Here is a 16,120-nt window from a genome sequence, read left to right on the forward strand (position 1 = left end):
GACCAGGACATGTGCGGGATCGTCGGCTACATCGGCACCCAGCAGGCAGCGCCCCTGCTGTTGGAGGGGCTGGCCCGCCTCGAGCACCGCGGCTACGACTCGGCCGGGGTCGCGGTCCTCGGCGGCAGCGGGCTCAAGGTGGCCAAGCGAGCCGGCCGGGTCCGTGACCTCGCCGACGGCCTGCCCAAGCGGTTCGGCGGCAAGATCGGCATCGGGCACACCCGCTGGGCCACCCATGGTCCGGCCAACGACGCGAACGCCCACCCCCACACGGACCAGGCGGCCCGGGTCGCGGTCGTCCACAACGGCATCATCGACAACGCGGCCGCGTTGCGCGCCGAGCTCGCCGACGACGGGGTCGTCCTGGCCTCCGACACCGACACCGAGGTGCTCGCCCATCTGATCGCCCGGTCGCGGGCGAAGACCCTCGAGCAGCGGATCGCCGAGGCGCTCGGCCGGGTCGAGGGCACCTACGGCATCGCCGTGGCCCATGCGGACTTCCCCGACCGGCTCGTCGTCGCCCGCAACGGCAGCCCGCTGATCATCGGCGTCGGCGACCGCGAGATGCACGTCGCCTCCGACCTCGCGGCCCTCGTCCGCTACACGACCAGGGTCGCCCACCTCGACGACGGCGAGATGGCGACGATCACCGCCGGCGGCTTCACGACGTACTCCCTGGGCGGGCTCGAGGCCACCGGCCGCACCGAGCTGATGGCCACCGACCGCCGCGCCCAGGAGGTCGACATCGACCCGGCGGCGTACGACGCCGGCGAGCACGACTCCTTCATGCACAAGGAGCTGCTCGAGCAGCCCTCGCGCGCGGAGGCGGTGCTCCGCGGCCGCCTCGACGACCGGTTCGGCACCGGGCACCTCGGCGGACTCAACCTCGACGCACGTGAGCTGCGCGGGATCCGCCGGGTCAAGATCCTCGGCTGCGGATCGGCGTACTACGTCGGACAGATGGGCGCCTCGCTCCTCGAGGAGCTGGCCCGGATCCCGGCCGACGCGGAGCCGGCGAGCGAGTTCCGCTACCGCAACCCGATCGTCGAGCACGACACGCTGTACGTCGCCGTGAGCCAGTCGGGCGAGACCATCGACACCCTGCTCGCCGTCCAGGAGGTCCAGCGCAAGGGCGGTCGCGTGATCGGCCTGGTCAACGTGGTCGGCTCCGCGATCGCGCGCCAGGTGGACGGCGGCATCTACCTGCACGCCGGCCCCGAGGTCGCCGTCGCCTCGACCAAGGCGCTGACCAACATGTTCCTCGCCTTCGGCATGCTCGCCGTCCAGCTCGGCCGGGTCCGCGATCTCTCCATCGCCGACGGCAAGCGGCTGATCGCGGGCCTCACCCGGATCCCCGAGCAGATCGACCAGGTGCTGGCGACCGAGGCCGAGCTCGCCGTCATCGCGAAGCGGCTCGCGGAGGCGGAGAACCTCTTCTTCGTCGGCCGGGTCCGCGGCTTCCCGGTGGCCCGCGAGGGGGCACAGAAGTTCAAGGAGATCAGCTACCGGCACGCGGAGGCGTACCAGACCAGCGAGCTCAAGCACGGCCCGCTGGCCCTGGTCTCCCCGGACGTCCCGACCGTCGCGATCGTCCCCGACGACGAGCTGGTCGAGCGCAACGTCGCCGCCCTCCACGAGATCGCCGCCCGCGGCGGCCCGCTCGTGGTCGTCACCCACGCCGGGGTCGACCTCGGCGACCTCGACCGCCCGGGTGGCGCGGTGGCCGGCCGGATCGACGTACCCCGCAACGAGCGCGAGCTCGACCCGATCCTGCTCACCATCCCCTTGCAGCTGCTGGCCTACCACGCCGCGCTGGAGCTGGGTCACGACATCGACAAGCCCCGCAACCTGGCGAAGTCGGTCACCGTGGAGTGAGGGCCCGGCCGCGTCCGGTCAGGGGATCTCGACCGTCACCCGGACGGGCGCGTGGTCCGAGAGCTGGAGACCACCCGCGAAGGGCTGCTCCATCTGCCAGCTGGTGACCCGCGCGTTCGGCGGGACGAAGACCCGGTCGACGTGCCCGCCCCAGCGCAGGGAGACCGGCGGCGGAGTCGTCCAGTTGTTCCAGGAGTTGAGGTACGGCAGGGAGTTGTAGCTCTCGGCCGCGTCGAAGGCGTCGTCGTAGCCGATCGAGTTGAGGAACGTGAGGGGGCCGTCGAGCGCCCGGTTGCGGTCCGAGTTGTAGTCGCCGGCCAGCACGACCGGCAGACCCGCGGCGTTCGGGTCGGCGTTCAGCGCTCCCCAGAACGCGGCCATCTGGGCCAGGCGGTCCTGGTCCGAGGCGGGCGCCGCCGGGTTGGACAGGTGGATGCTGGCGAGGATCAGTGGACGGGTCGTGACGGTGTCGGTCACCCGGACCCAGCAGCCGCCGTGGCTGTAGCCCGAGAAGCGCACCCCTCGAGCGGTGTCGGGGACGATGTCGAACTTCGCCGACTTGACGATCAGCGACTGGTTGCGGGCGTTGGGCTGATCGGGCAGTCCGACGCCCACCTGGCAGGCGCGTTCATAGCCCGCCGCCGTGTCCAGCTCGTCGACCGCGGGACTCGACTCCTGCAGCGCGACCGCGTCGGGCTGCACCCGCTCGATCAGCTCCTTGGCCGCGACCTTGCGGTCGTCCCACGGACGGTTCATGCAGGCCGGGACACTGGAGCTGCTGCACATGTTCCAGGTCATCATGTTGACCTGGATCCCGCCGCCCGTGAACCGGCTGGCCGGCTCGGTGTACTTGCAGCCGGCCACGCCCCATGCGCCGGTGCCCCGCGGGCCGCTCGGCCGGACCTGGAAGCAGTAGGTCTGGCTGGGGGCGAAGCCGCCGATGAGCGCGCCCGCCGTGCCGGTGCCCGTCGCGGGCACGGTGACGACCTTCTTCTTCTTGTGCTTCTGGATGTCCTTCTCGCCCGGCACGTAGGCGAGCTCGTACGACGTCGCGCCCGGCACCTCGTTCCACCGGAAGGTCAGCGCGACGGTGCCGCCCTGGGGCTGCTGACGGTCGACCCACACCGGCTGGACCGGGGCGAGCCGCGGCGACGTACGGCATCGGGACTTCGACCACTTGCCCTTGCGCTTCCCGTTGTAGGCACGCACCTTCACGCAGTAGTCCGCGCCCTGGGCCAGGCCGTCGATGACGTGGGCGGTCTTGCTGGTGCGCGCCTTGCGGGCCTTGCCTCCTGGCGTCTTCCACTTCACCTTGTACGACGTCGCGCGGGACGCGCGCTTCCACTTCACCTTGAACGACGCGGTCGAGCCGTCGATCCGGGGCTTCTTGAGCTTGACGCCCTTCACCTTGGCCGGCTTCGGTGCGGCGCTGGCCGGTTCGGCGACGCCGACGACGAGGCCGGAGGTGCACAGGAGGACGGCGATCGCCGCGAGCAGCAGCTGCCGCATGCGGCGGTGGGTGGTGTCGGGCCTCATGAAGTTCTTTCTCGTCGCGGAGCATGACCGTGTGCCGAAGGTGAAAGCGGATGCAGCCATTCCGGCATTACATGGTGTCCTTACCAGACAGTGCCCGGTTGAACCCTCCTCGACAGCCGGGTGACCCAGCGCACCGCGACGTGGATCACGCTCCGCACGCTTGACGGCACTACGCTTGACGGGTGAGTGACACCGAGGAGCAGCCCGCCACGTTCGCCGACCTCGGTCTCGGCGCCCGCATTCTCAAGGCGCTCAAGGACATCGGCTACGAGTCGCCGTCCGCGATCCAGGCCGAGACCATCCCGCACCTCCTCGAGGGACGCGACGTGATGGGCCTCGCGCAGACCGGCACCGGCAAGACCGCCGCGTTCGCGCTGCCGATCCTCGACCGGCTCGACCTGGCGCAGAAGACGCCGCAGGCGTTGATCCTCGCCCCGACCCGCGAGCTCGCCCTCCAGGTCTGCGAGGCGTTCGAGAAGTACGCCGCCAACCTGCGCGGCGTCCACGTGCTGCCCGTCTACGGCGGCCAGGGGTACGGCGTCCAGCTGTCCGCGCTGCGCCGCGGGGTGCACATCGTGGTCGGCACGCCCGGCCGCATCATGGACCACCTCGACAAGGGCACCCTCGACCTGACCGAGCTGCGCTTCCTGGTCCTCGACGAGGCCGACGAGATGCTCAACATGGGCTTCGCGGAGGACGTCGAGACGATCCTCGCCGACACGCCGAGCGACAAGCAGGTGGCGCTCTTCTCGGCCACGATGCCCAAGCAGATCAAGGCGCTGTCGTCGAAGTACCTCAACGATCCGGTCGAGATCGCCATCGAGCGCAAGACGCGGACCGCGGAGAACATCCGGCAGCGCTACCTCATGGTCAGCTACCCACAGAAGGTCGACGCGCTGACCCGGATCCTCGAGGTCGAGAACTTCGAGGGCGCGATCGTCTTCGTGCGCACCAAGAACGAGACCGAGACGCTCGCCGAGAAGCTGCGTGCCCGCGGCTACAGCGCCGCCGCGATCAACGGTGACATCGTCCAGGCTCAACGCGAGCGGACCGTCAACCAGCTCAAGGACGGCAAGCTCGACATCCTGGTCGCGACCGACGTCGCCGCGCGAGGCATCGACGTGCCCCGGATCAGCCACGTCTTCAACTACGACATCCCGACCGACACCGAGGCCTACGTGCACCGGATCGGCCGCACCGGCCGGGCCGGGCGCAGCGGCGACGCGGTCTCCTTCATCACCCCGCGTGAGCGCTACCTCCTCAAGCACATCGAGAAGGCAACCCGCTCCACGTTGGAGCAGATGCAGCTGCCGGGCGTCGACGCGATCAACGAATCGCGGCTGAGCCGCTTCGACGACCAGATCACCGCGGCCCTCGAGTCGCCGCAGATCGACTTCTTCCGCGACGTCGTCGGTCACTACATCCGTGAGCACGACGTGCCCGAGGTCGACGTCGCCGCCGCCCTCGCCATCGCCCTGCAGGGGGACACGCCGCTGCTGCTGGAGGCCGAGCCGGAGCCGGAGCGTCGTCCGCGGCGCGAGTTCGACGACCGGGGCGACCGGGGCGAGCGCCGGGACCGTGACGGCGGCCGCGGCGACCGGGGTGGACGCGACCGTGCGCCGCGTTCGGGCGGCAACTTCCAGGCCTACAAGATCCAGGTCGGCAAGCGGCACCGGGTCGAGCCGCGGCAGATCGTCGGCGCGCTCGCCAACGAGGGTGGTCTCGACCGTCGTGACTTCGGCAAGATCACGATCCGGCCGGACTACTCGATCGTCGAGCTGCCCGCGCAGTTGACCAGCGACCAGTGGGAGCGGCTCAAGAGCACCCGGATCAGCGGCAAGCTGATCGAGCTCGCCAAGGACTTCGGCCCGCCGAACCGGTCCCGTCGGCCGCGGGACTGACCTACCCTCGGGTCCCATGGGGAGCCCGCGGCATCCGGGCGGGTCGGTCGCGCTCGCGATCGGCGCGCTGCTGGTGAGCGCCTGCGCGGGGACGTCGTCACCGGTCGCCGAGTCGGAGCCGTCCGCGCCGTCGGTCGCCGTGCCGTCGGCCACGCCCACCGAGCCCGCGCCCGAGGTCTCCCGCTCCGGAGCCCGGGCCGACGTACCGACCGCCGCGATCATGGCGCAGCTGGCCCGCCGGGCCGAGCGGATCGCGAAGCGGACGCCGCTCGCGCCCCTGCCCGCCGAGATCGACGCCGGCTCGAACCGGGCGCTCGGCTACCGGGAGATGCTGGAGTTCGGATTCCCCGCCGACCAGTGGCCCTACCTCGACGCGCTCTGGCAGCGCGAGTCCGGCTGGAACCACCTCGCCGAGAACCCCAGCTCCGGCGCCTACGGCATCCCGCAGTCGCTGCCCGCGACCAAGATGGCGGTGGTGGGTGGCGACTGGCGGACCAACCCGGAGACCCAGATCCGTTGGGGCCTGGCCTATATCGCCGCGAGGTACGGCAACGCCCAGAAGGCCTGGGAGCACTCCGAGCGCACGGGTTGGTACTGAGCTCTGTGCGATAGTCCCTGCTCAAAAGCACCGGTTGTCGTCGGATTTTGGTGCTTTTGAGCAGGGACTGTCGCGATCAGGCGATCCGGGCCAACGCGGCGTCCTGCACACAGGCGGCGGCGGCCATCATGCCGGCGGACGCGGCGACGAGAACCGAGGCCATCGGCATCGGCAGGCCCGGGCCCTGGGCCAGGTCGCCGGCGGCGTAGACGCCCGGCAGGCTGGTCCGGCCGAAGGCGTCGACCACGACCGCGCCGACCTCCGACAGCTCCAGGTCGAGCTGCTCGGCGAACGGGGCCGCCTGCCGCCAGTCGGTCTTCACGATCATCCCGCCGAGCGTCAGCTCGGTGCCGTCGGCCAGGGTGACGACCAGCCGGTCCTCCGCACGGCGTACGGCGGCGACCGGGTCGGTCACGACGGTCGCGCCGAGGCGGTCCAGGAGCGCGCGCGTGGCCTCGTCCGGGGTCTCGCCGTGGGTGAGCACCACCCGGTCCGCGGAGAGCGGCTGGAGCATCGAGGCCATGGCGCCGACGTGGGCGCCGGCGCCGAGGATGCCGATCGGCGTGCCGGCGTACTCGTGGCCGTGGCAGAACGGGCAGTGTGCGACCAGGTCGCCGAAGTTCTCGGCGACCCCGGGCACGTCGGGCAGGGTGTCCCGGACGCCGGTCGCGAGCAGGACCCGGCGCGCGTGCACGGTCGGCTCGCCCTCGATCTCGAGGACGAACGCGCCGAGCTCGCCGGAGATCCGGGTGACACCGGCGCCGGTGGTGTCGAGGAAGCGGACGTCGTCGTACGCCTCGGCGTCCTTGCGTGCGGCCAGGCGCAGCTCGGCGGGCGGGGCGCCGTCGTGGCCGAGGAAGTTGTGCATGTGGCCGGTCGGGTCGTTGCGGTAGTGGTCGGTGCTGATGACGATCGCCGACTGGTGCATCCGGCCGAGGGTCTGGGCGGCCTGGAGGCCGGCGGATCCGGCGCCGATCACGGCGACGTCGTAGCGGTGTGAGTTGTCCATGTGCCTAGGATGTGACTTCATGTTCACATGAAGTCAAGTCGCAAGGACGTCCGGTGGTCGGTGGGGGAGCTCGCCGCGCGGTTCGAGCTGGAGACCCACGTGCTGCGGCACTGGGAGGACAAGGGCCTGCTCCGGCCGGAGCGGGACTCCGCCGGACGGCGGGTCTACGGCGAGGACGACGCCTACCGCGTGGCGGTGATCCTCGCGAGCAAGGCGTCGGGCATGAGCCTGGAGCAGATCCGCACCCTCGTCGACGCCTCGGTCGACGGTCGACGCGACGCGCTGCGCGCCCACCTCGACGAGCTGGACCGGCGACAGGCCGAGCTCGAGCGCTCCCGTCACCTGACCCAGCACGCCCTGGAATGTCGCGCCCACGACATCACCACCTGCTCGGGTTTCCAGGCCCACGTGGCCGACATCGTGGACGGTACGACGCGCGGCATCCGCTTCCTCGCGGCGCACGGGTGACGCGGCTCGGCCGAGGCGGCGGCTGGTAGAACCTAGGTCATGCGGCGGACCTCGGCAGCCCTGACCTCCCTGCTCGTGCTCGGCGGTGCCCTGAGCGCGTGCTCCGGCAGCAGCGCGACGGACGAGGCCGACGCCGCGGCGCGGAAGCTGGAGAAGGCCCTCGTCGCCGCTGCGGCACCGGCGAAGGACGGCGAGCCGAACCCGTTCGCCGGGCTCGCCTTCAGCGGCGGCACCCTCGACGAGGTGCTCGAGGCGTACCGCGGCATCGTCGGCGGGATGGACGGCGTCACGCCGACGGTGACGATCGGCGAGGCGTCCGAGAGCAAGGACCTCTACACCGCCCCGGTCACCTGGTCCTGGCCCGTCGTCGACGGGGCCGACCCGTGGTCGTACGAGACCGTCGCCGAGTTCCACCCCGCGAGCACCCTCGACGAGGGCCCGACCCAGGTGGTCTTCGCGCCGGAACTCGTCGCGCCCGACCTCGCCGAGGGCGAGGCCCTGGACGCCGTCACGCAGGCGACCGACCGCGGGGACATCACCGGTGCCGGCGGCGCGGTGCTGGTGACCGAGCGTGCGGTGGTCAGGGTCGGCATCGACCGCTCGCGGGTCGACCCGGCGGTGGCGCCGGACTCCGCGCGGTCCGTGGCCCGGCTGGTCGGCATCGACGTGAAGCCGTACGTGAAGGCGGTCGAGGGAGCGGGGCCCCGCGCCTTCGTCGAGGCGATCACCTATCGGGCCGGGCAGGAGCCGCCCGGTCTCGCCGACGCCCTCGCCGCGATCGCGGGCGGCCACACGGTGGACGGGGAGGTCGCCCTCGCCCCCAGCCGCGACTTCGCCGCACCGATCCTCGGCCGGGTCGGACCCGTGACGGCCGAGATGGTGGAGAAGGAGCCCGAGAAGTACCGCTCCGGTGACGTCGCCGGACTCTCCGGCCTGCAGGCGCGCTATGACGACCAGCTGCGGGGCAGCGCCGGCCGGGTCGTCTACGCCGTCCCGGCGGCCGAGGGCGCCGACCGTCGTGAGCTCTACCGCCACGACGCCGTTGCGGGGCAGCCCCTCGCGATCACCCTGGACGAGCGGCTGCAGGCGCTGGCGGAGGAGACGCTGGCCGCGACCGGCCCGGCCGGAGCGCTGGTGGCGCTGCGCCCGAGCGACGGCGCGATCCTGGCCGCGGCGAACGACGAGGCCACGGACGGGCAGAACTACGCCACCTTCGGCCAGTTCGCCCCCGGGTCGACGTTCAAGATCGTCACCTCGCTCGCGCTGCTGCGGGCCGGGCTCACCCCCGACAGCCAGGTCGAGTGCACCCCCACGGTCACGGTCGACGGCAAGGAGTTCAAGAACTACTCCGACTACCCGTCGAGCTCGCTCGGGGCCATCCCGCTGCGCGAGGCGATCGCCCAGTCCTGCAACACCGCCCTGATCGGTCAGCGCGACGCGCTCGATCCGGGCGATCTCGCCGCGGCCGCCGCCACGCTGGGCCTCGGCGTCGACCACGACCTCGGCTTCCCGGCGTACTTCGGCGAGGTCCCGGACCCCGGCAGCGACACCGAGGCCGCCGCCGCGCTGATCGGACAGGGCAAGGTGCTCGCCTCGCCGATGGCGATGGCGACCGTGATCGCCAGCGTCCAGGCGGGGCGGACCGTCGTCCCGCGCCTCGTCGACCAGGTCGACGTCACCGTGCCCGCGGAGGTGACGGCGCTCGCGCCCGGCGAGGCCGACCAGCTGCGCGCCATGCTCCGCCAGGTGGTGACGGAGGGCAGCGGCCGCGGGCTGGCCGACGTCCCCGGTCCGCCGGTGATCGCCAAGACCGGCACCGCGGAGTACGCCGACGGCGGCACCGTCCGCACCCATGCCTGGATGGTGGCGGCGCAGGGCGACCTCGCCGTCGCCGTGTTCGTGCGGACCGGAGAGTCCGGCTCGCAGACCGCCGGCCCGGTCCTCGAGGACTTCCTCCGCAACGCGCAGTAGCCCCTCCCGCTCTTGTCCGGGCGCGCAGGCCCGGGCCCGGCAGCCCCCGCCGTTCCACCCATGCCCGCCCCCTCAGGCCGGCAGCGTCAGGTGGGTCGCACCCAGGTAGGCCCACTGATGCCGGCAGCGTCAGCCGGGTCGCACCCAGGCCGGCCGCCCCCGGCCGGCAGCGTGTCGGACGGCGGCGAAGCCGCACGGAGCGAAGCCCGGTCGATCCGGGCCCGCGCCGCCCGGGGTCCACCCATGCCTGCCCCCTCTGGCCGGCAGCGTCAGGTGGGTCGCACCTGAGCCGGCCGCCCCGGCCGGCAGCGTGTCGCCCCGCGCGCAGCGCGTCGAGGACGCCCGCGGGGCGAGCGAAGCGAGTCCCGTGCGGCTGTCCTCGACAGGGCGACACGCTCGGCCCAATCAAAACGGAGAGAGCCCCTCATCGCATGGGGTCGACGAGGGGCTCAGTCGTATCGGTGCTCCCTCCGAAGTACGACTGGTGCCACTCTAGCGCGCTGCCGGTGAGGGACAAGACCTGAGGCCCAGATTTCCTCCGGAAGCCCTCCGGAGGTCGGGACTCGGCCTCGGATCGTGGCCTCCCGGAGTGACCGGCGCAGTGCCAGAGTGGGTCCATGACCTTCCGTGACCGTCTCGCCCACCTGCTCCCGGAGTCACGCCGCCAGCTGTACGTCGGAGGTGAGTGGCGTCCTGGCGCGGGCGGGGCGCGCATCGACGTGCTCGATCCGGCCGACGGGTCGGTGCTGACGGATGTCGCGGACGGCACGCTCGACGACGCGCGGGCTGCCTTGGACGCGGCCGTGGCCGCCCAGCAGGGATGGGCGGCCACGGCCCCGCGCGAGCGCGGCGAGATCCTGCGCCGCGCCTTCGGTCTGGTGACCGAGCATGCCGACGACCTCGCTCTGGTGATGAGCCTGGAGATGGGCAAGCCGATCGCCGAGGCCAAGGGCGAGGTGACCTACGGGGCGGAGTTCCTGCGCTGGTTCTCCGAGGAGGCGGTGCGGATCCATGGCCGCTGGATGCAGAACCCGGCGGGTGGCAGCCGGCTGCTGACGGTCCGCAAGCCGGTGGGCCCGTGCCTGTTCATCACCCCGTGGAACTTCCCGCTCGCGATGGGCACCCGCAAGATCGGGCCGGCGGTGGCGGCCGGCTGCACGATGGTGGTCAAGCCGGCGTCGCAGACCCCGCTGACCATGCTGCTGCTGGCCGCCCTGCTCGCCGAGGCGGGCCTGCCTGCCGGCGTACTCAATGTCGTGACGACATCAGACTCCGGCGGGCTGAGCAGGACGCTGCAGGCCGACCCGCGGCTGCGGAAGGTGAGCTTCACGGGGTCCACCTCGGTCGGCAAGCGCATCGTCGAGCAGTCGGCCGGCGAGTTGCAGCGGGTGTCGATGGAGCTCGGCGGCAACGCGCCGTTCCTGGTCTTCGCCGACGCCGACCTCGACGCGGCCGTCGAGGGCGCGATGATCGCCAAGATGCGAAACATGGGCGAGGCCTGCACCTCGGCCAACCGGTTCCTGGTCGAAGCCTCGGTCGCCGACGAGTTCGGCACCAGGCTCGCGGAGCGGATGGGCGGGCTCAAGGTCGGCCGCGGCCAGGAGGTCGGCGTCCAGGTCGGACCGCTGATCGACGCGAAGGCCGTCACCTCCGTCTCCGCGCTGGTCGACGACGCGATCGACCGCGGCGCCCGCCTGCTCACCGGCGGCCGCGCCCCCGGAGGTGCGGGCTTCTTCTATCCGCCGACGGTGCTGACCGGCGTGCCCGCCGACGCCGACGCGGTGCGCAACGAGATCTTCGGCCCGGTCGCCCCGATCACCACCTTCACCGAGGAGGACGAGGCGATCCGGCTCGCGAACGCCACCGAGTACGGCCTCGCCGCCTACGCCTACACCCGCGACCTCGCCCGCACCATCCGTCTCGCGGAGCGCCTGGAGACCGGCATGCTCGGCATCAACACCGGCCTGGTCTCCAACCCCGCCGCGCCGTTCGGTGGGGTGAAGGCCAGCGGGTTCGGCCGCGAGGGCGGGTTCGAGGGCATCGAGGAGTACCTCGACACGACGTACGTCGCGCTGCCCGCCGGGTGAAGCCGCGGGACTGGCCCCGCGCGGACCGAGTCATGGCTCCGCTCGCCCGGACCCCGAGTCCGGCCATGATGCTAATATGCGTTTATGCGAACGACCATCGATCTTCCCGACGCGCTCGTCCGGGCGGCTCGAGTGCGGGCGGCCGAGGGCGACGAGACCCTCAAGGACCTCTTCGCCCGCGCCCTTGCGCGCGAGCTCGGTGGCGCGGGCACGAAGCGGCGGGGTGAGCTCCCCCTCATCGCCTCCAAGCGGCGGGGGATGGTCGAGACCAGTCCCGAGGAGCTCGAGCAGACGCTCATCGACGATGACGTCGACCGGCTCCCGTGATCCTGCTCGACGTGAGTACGTGCCTGGCCGGCTTCTGGCCCGCGCACGTCTTCCATGCTCAGACGCGGTCGTGGCTCGATGAGGCTGCTGATGACTCACTGGGGCTTTGCCGGATCGTCCATCTGGGCTGGCTACGGCACCTCAGCAACCCGGCCGTCCTCGGCGAGGATGTGCTTACTCGCGTCGAGGCGTGGAACTTCGTCGCCTCGGTCCTCGCCGACGCGCGGTTCGGATGGGTCGACGAGAGCCGCGATGTCGACGATTGGCTCTCGTCGCACGCCGCCGGCGTCGACCACAGCCACAAATTGTGGACCGACGACTACCTCGCCGCCGTGGCCTTGGCCGGCGGACACTCCTTCGCCACCTTGGAGACCAAGATCGCCCGACGGTATCCGCGGCTCGAGGTCGTCAACCCGGCAGTCGGCTGAACGCCATCGCTACCGGCCGACGTCCCCGACCTGAGGGGACGGTGGGCATGCGTGATGCGGTGGCATCGATGCCTGCGCATGGCGTCGATGACGCGGTGCCGCTCCCGGTGGTTCGCGGAGGGATCGCGGAACATCTGGCCATGCCCTGAACCCCAGGCTGGTGCGACTTGACCTGAACCGGACCTGAGGTTGTCCACTCGACGTGGACCGAGCCGATGAATCCGATGGCCGATGTCGGTCCTGCCGTGCAGACTCCAAGGACCGTCATGACCGATCAGCTCTCTCCCCTCGTGCCCACGCCGGGCGATCCCGGCCCCGGGCTCCGCGGCCCGCGGCGGCTGCCGCGCGCCCTGACGCCGTTCCGGCACTCCTCCTACCGGCGCCTCGGGGCGGCCCTGGTGCTGACCAGCTTCGGCGGGGGCGTGTGGATCGTGGCGCTGGTCTGGGAGGTGATCCGGATCGGCGGCGGCGCCAGCGCGCTCTCGGCGGTGACGACGGCGGGCGCGGTGGGGGTCGTCCTCCCGGCGCTGCTCGGCGGAGTGGTCGCCGACCGGGTCCCGCAGAAGCTGATCCTCATCGTGACCACGACCGTCGAGCTGCTCGGCATGACGCTGGTCGCGGTGCTGTCCTTCGCCGATGTCGCCCAGATCTGGCACCTCGCCACCGTGGCGTTCGTGGCCGGCATGGCGATGGCGTTCTACTACCCGGCCTACTCCGCGTGGCTGCCGGCGCTGGTGCCCGAGGAGGACCTGCTCGCGGTCAACGGCTTCGAGGGCATGGTGCGCCCGACCATCGGGCAGGCGCTCGGCCCCGCCGTCGCCGGTGTCGTGGTCGGGGCCGCGTCGTCGTCGGCGGCGATCTCGGTGGCCGCGGTGTCCTACCTGGGCGGCCTGCTGGTGCTGCTCCTGGTGCCCCTGACCGCCGTACGCCGGGACCTGCCGGCCGCCGTCGCGGGCGCGGGAGGAGGTGCCGGTCGGGCGGTGGCGACAGCGCTGGCCGACATGCGCGAGGGCTTCGCCTACATGGTGCGCACCCCGTGGCTGCTCGCGACGCTCCTGTTCGCGTCGGTGATGATGCTGGTGATCATGGGTCCCCTCGAGGTCCTCGTCCCGTTCCTCATCAAGGACGAGCTGGGTGGCGGGCCCGGCGACCACGCCGTCGTGATGGCGTGCTTCGGGATCGGGGGCGCGGTCGGCTCCCTGGCGACCGGCTCGCTGCCGCTGCCGCGGCGCTACCTGAGCGTGATGACCCTGATGTGGGGGGTGGGCTGCCTCCCGTTCCTGGTGGTCGGCTTCGCGACCGCGGTCTGGCAGGTCGCGGTGGCGGCGTTCGTGATCGGCGCGCTGTTCTCCGCCCCGATGGTCATCTGGGGCACCCTGCTGCAGCGCCGGGTCCCGCCGGAGCTCCTCGGCCGGGTGGCCTCGCTCGACTTCTTCGTCTCGATCAGCCTGATGCCCGTCTCGATGGCGGTCGCCGGTCCGGTGGCCGAGGCGATCGGCCTCAAGCTGACGTTCGCGATCGCCGCCGTGGTCCCCGTCGTCGCCGCGGTCGTCGCGGTCGTGGGGGCGCGGCTGCCCGCCGACGAGCTGGCGCACCCGCTGCGCGACACCTGAGCGGTCGGATCAGGGGAGGTCAGCGCAGCCGCGCCTCCAGCCCGCCGACCACGCAGTCCACGGTGAAGTCGAACATCTCGGCGAAGGTACGCTCGCCGTCCTCCGCCCAGCTGTCCAGGAAGCCGTGCATGAGCGCCCAGGCCGGAGCCGCGTCGGGGCTCGGGGCGAAGGCGCGGATCCGGTCGGCGACGTCGCTCCGCTCCTGACCCGCCTCGACCCGGTCGTCGGCCAGCGCCACCAGCAGCAGGGCGCTGTTGAGCAGCAGCGAGTACGCCCGAGGGGCGTCGTCGCCGAAGCCGCCGTCGATCAGTCGGCTCACTCCGCGCTCCATGATCGGCATCGCCGACGGCACGGCCGGCCCGTCGCGGCACAGCCGCCGCGCGACGCCGCCGTACTGGAGCAGCACGTCCCGGCCGTCGCGGAGGAACGTCCGGAACCAGTCCTGCCACGGCAGTTCCGCGGACGGGTTGGTCATGTCGGCGACCACCCGCTCGACCACGGCCTGGCAGACCTGCTCGCGGGTCCCGACGTGGTGGGTGACGGTGTTCGGCCAGGTGTCGAGATCGGCCGCGAGGTCGCGCAGACTCCAGCCGTCGATGCCTCGCGCTCGGGTGAGGTCGAGGGCGGCGGCCACCACCCGGTCGGGTGTCAGCTGAGCGCGGGAGGCGGACGTTCGGGCGGCCACGTGTCCACCGTCCCACACCGGGGTTGGCAGGCGATCAACTTAGGGTTACCTTATTGGACACTGTCCAATAAGGAGTTCGCATGAGTACGCCGACCGCCGCCGCGCCGACGACCACCACCCGCCCCGGCCTCGTCCTCACCGTGGTCTGCCTGTGTCAGCTGATGGTGGTCCTCGACATCACCGTCGTGAACGTCGCGCTGCCGTCCATCCGCGACGACCTCGGCTTCCGGCCCGCCGACCTGCCGTGGGTGGTCAACGCCTACACGCTCACCTTCGGCGGCCTGCTGCTGCTCGGCGGCCGTGTCGCCGACCTGTTCGGACAGCGCACCGCCGCGATCGCCGGGTTGAGCGTCTTCGGGCTCACCTCGCTGGTCGGCGGCCTGGCCAGCGAGCCGGGCCAGCTCATCGCCGCGCGCGCCCTCCAGGGTGTGTCCGGTGCGTTGCTGCTGCCGGTCAGCCTGACCGTCATCACGACCTCGTTCGCCGAAGGCCCCGACCGCCGCCGTGCCCTCGGAATCTGGGCAGCGGTGATGGGCGTCGGCGGCGCGGCGGGTGTCCTCCTCGGCGGCGCCCTCACGGAGTGGCTGGACTGGCGCTGGGTGTTCTTCGTCAACGTACCGATCGCCCTGGTCGCCATCCCCCTGGCCCTGGCGAGCATCCGCAACCTGCACCGCGGAAGCCCGCGCCTCGACCTCGCCGGGGCCGTCCTGGTCACCGGCGCGACGACCTGCCTCGTGTATGCCGTCGTGCGCACCGACCGCCATGCCTGGGACTCGGCCCACACGCTCGGTCTCCTCGGCCTCGCGCTCGTCCTCGGCGCGCTGTTCCTCCTGGTCGAGGCCCGCTTCGCCGGCGAGCCGCTGGTCCGGCTCGGGCTGCTGCGGCAGCGGTCCCTGGCGGTGGCGAGCGTGCTCGTCTTCTTCATCGCACTGGGCCAGTTCGGCGCCTTCTACCTCGCGTCGCTGTACCTGCAGAACGTGCTCCACTACTCGCCGCTGGAGGCCGGCCTCGCGTTCGTGCCGTTCAGTCTCGGCACGGTCGCCGGGACCGTGGTCGGCATGAGACTGGTCGCGGCCCGCGGCCCCTGGCTCCCCGTCGTGCTGGGGCTCGGTCTCACCGCCGCAGGCATCGGCTGGTTCGGCGCGATCAGCCCCGACGGCAGCTTCGTCGCCGACATGCTCGGCCCGTCGATGGTCGCCAGTGTCGGGCTCGGCGCCTGTCTGGTCGCGAACACCTCCCTGGGCACCACGGGCGTCGATCCTTCCGAGGCCGGCCTTGCCAGCGGCATCCTCAACGCCGCGCGCCAGATCGGCGGCAGCATCGGTCTCGCGGCTCTCGTCGCGGTCGCCGGTTCGGTGACCCGGCACCACGACGGACCGCCCCTGGCCGCCCTGAACGCGGGCTACGCGCGCGGTTTCCTGGTGGCCGGGTGCCTGGTCGCGGTCGCGACGGTCGTCTGCCTGGTCGCGGCGCCGCGCGACCGGGCGGAGGGCATCACCTGAGTCGCGCCGCGCCCGCGGGCGGAACCGGTTGTCGCTCGTGGTCGTATCCCGAAGCCCTCCGGGCGTCCCGCACCCGGAGCGCGGGCCACTCCCGAACAACGTCCGGAGATGACCACTAGG

The 16,120-nt window shown here is 72.0% G+C and carries 13 protein-coding genes; 10 read left to right on the plus strand and 3 right to left on the minus strand.

Annotation, left to right across the window (positions count from 1 at the left end; genetic code table 11):
• The first annotated feature begins 9 nt into the window (after positions 1–9).
• Positions 10–1,875, plus strand: coding sequence for a glutamine--fructose-6-phosphate transaminase (isomerizing) (glmS, locus tag RB608_RS21610; RefSeq protein ID WP_308090127.1), 1,866 nt, complete (start codon positions 10–12; stop codon positions 1,873–1,875).
• A gap of 18 nt (positions 1,876–1,893) precedes the next feature.
• On the opposite strand, the gene RB608_RS21615 is transcribed toward glmS, so the two are convergent.
• The gene (locus RB608_RS21615; RefSeq protein ID WP_308090128.1) at positions 1,894–3,411 is read right to left on the minus strand and encodes an endonuclease/exonuclease/phosphatase family protein; all 1,518 of its coding nucleotides are present in this window, start codon (positions 3,409–3,411) and stop codon (positions 1,894–1,896) included.
• Between the two features lie 182 nt (positions 3,412–3,593).
• Between RB608_RS21615 and RB608_RS21620 the strand changes: the two genes are divergently transcribed.
• Entirely contained in the window at positions 3,594–5,312 is a 1,719-nt protein-coding gene (locus RB608_RS21620) for a DEAD/DEAH box helicase (protein ID WP_308090129.1), read from the plus strand.
• A 16-nt stretch (positions 5,313–5,328) separates the two neighbouring features.
• Positions 5,329–5,910 (plus strand): transglycosylase SLT domain-containing protein, encoded by a 582-nt coding sequence (locus RB608_RS21625; protein ID WP_308090130.1) that lies wholly within the window; start codon positions 5,329–5,331, stop codon positions 5,908–5,910.
• A gap of 76 nt (positions 5,911–5,986) precedes the next feature.
• On the opposite strand, the gene RB608_RS21630 is transcribed toward RB608_RS21625, so the two are convergent.
• Positions 5,987–6,919, minus strand: a complete 933-nt coding sequence (locus tag RB608_RS21630) for an NAD(P)/FAD-dependent oxidoreductase (protein ID WP_308090131.1) — start codon at positions 6,917–6,919, stop codon at positions 5,987–5,989.
• A gap of 27 nt (positions 6,920–6,946) precedes the next feature.
• Between RB608_RS21630 and RB608_RS21635 the strand changes: the two genes are divergently transcribed.
• From RB608_RS21635 to RB608_RS21660, 6 genes are all read left to right on the plus strand, one after another.
• Positions 6,947–7,387, plus strand: a complete 441-nt coding sequence (locus tag RB608_RS21635; protein WP_308090132.1) for a MerR family transcriptional regulator — start codon at positions 6,947–6,949, stop codon at positions 7,385–7,387.
• Positions 7,388–7,426: 39 nt separating this feature from the next.
• Positions 7,427–9,358: a penicillin-binding transpeptidase domain-containing protein gene (locus RB608_RS21640; protein WP_308090133.1), complete on the plus strand. Its 1,932-nt coding sequence runs from the start codon at positions 7,427–7,429 to the stop codon at positions 9,356–9,358.
• Between the two features lie 617 nt (positions 9,359–9,975).
• A complete protein-coding gene (locus RB608_RS21645) occupies positions 9,976–11,445 on the plus strand; it encodes an NAD-dependent succinate-semialdehyde dehydrogenase (RefSeq protein WP_308090134.1) in 1,470 nt (489 codons plus the stop codon).
• A gap of 84 nt (positions 11,446–11,529) precedes the next feature.
• Positions 11,530–11,772, plus strand: a complete 243-nt coding sequence (locus RB608_RS21650) for a hypothetical protein (RefSeq protein ID WP_308090135.1) — start codon at positions 11,530–11,532, stop codon at positions 11,770–11,772.
• Positions 11,769–12,200, plus strand: a complete 432-nt coding sequence (locus tag RB608_RS21655) for a TA system VapC family ribonuclease toxin (protein ID WP_308090136.1) — start codon at positions 11,769–11,771, stop codon at positions 12,198–12,200. Before RB608_RS21650 ends, RB608_RS21655 begins: the two co-directional genes overlap by 4 nt.
• A gap of 266 nt (positions 12,201–12,466) precedes the next feature.
• A complete protein-coding gene (locus RB608_RS21660; protein WP_308090137.1) occupies positions 12,467–13,813 on the plus strand; it encodes an MFS transporter in 1,347 nt (448 codons plus the stop codon).
• A gap of 19 nt (positions 13,814–13,832) precedes the next feature.
• On the opposite strand, the gene RB608_RS21665 is transcribed toward RB608_RS21660, so the two are convergent.
• A complete protein-coding gene (locus RB608_RS21665; RefSeq protein ID WP_308090138.1) occupies positions 13,833–14,498 on the minus strand; it encodes a hypothetical protein in 666 nt (221 codons plus the stop codon).
• Between the two features lie 80 nt (positions 14,499–14,578).
• Here RB608_RS21665 and RB608_RS21670 point away from each other — a divergent pair, with 80 nt between their 5' ends.
• Positions 14,579–16,000, plus strand: a complete 1,422-nt coding sequence (locus RB608_RS21670) for an MFS transporter (protein ID WP_308090139.1) — start codon at positions 14,579–14,581, stop codon at positions 15,998–16,000.
• Positions 16,001–16,120 lie beyond the last annotated feature (120 nt).

Source organism: Nocardioides sp. LHD-245, from assembly GCF_030929495.1.
In the GTDB taxonomy this organism is placed as follows: domain Bacteria; phylum Actinomycetota; class Actinomycetes; order Propionibacteriales; family Nocardioidaceae; genus Nocardioides.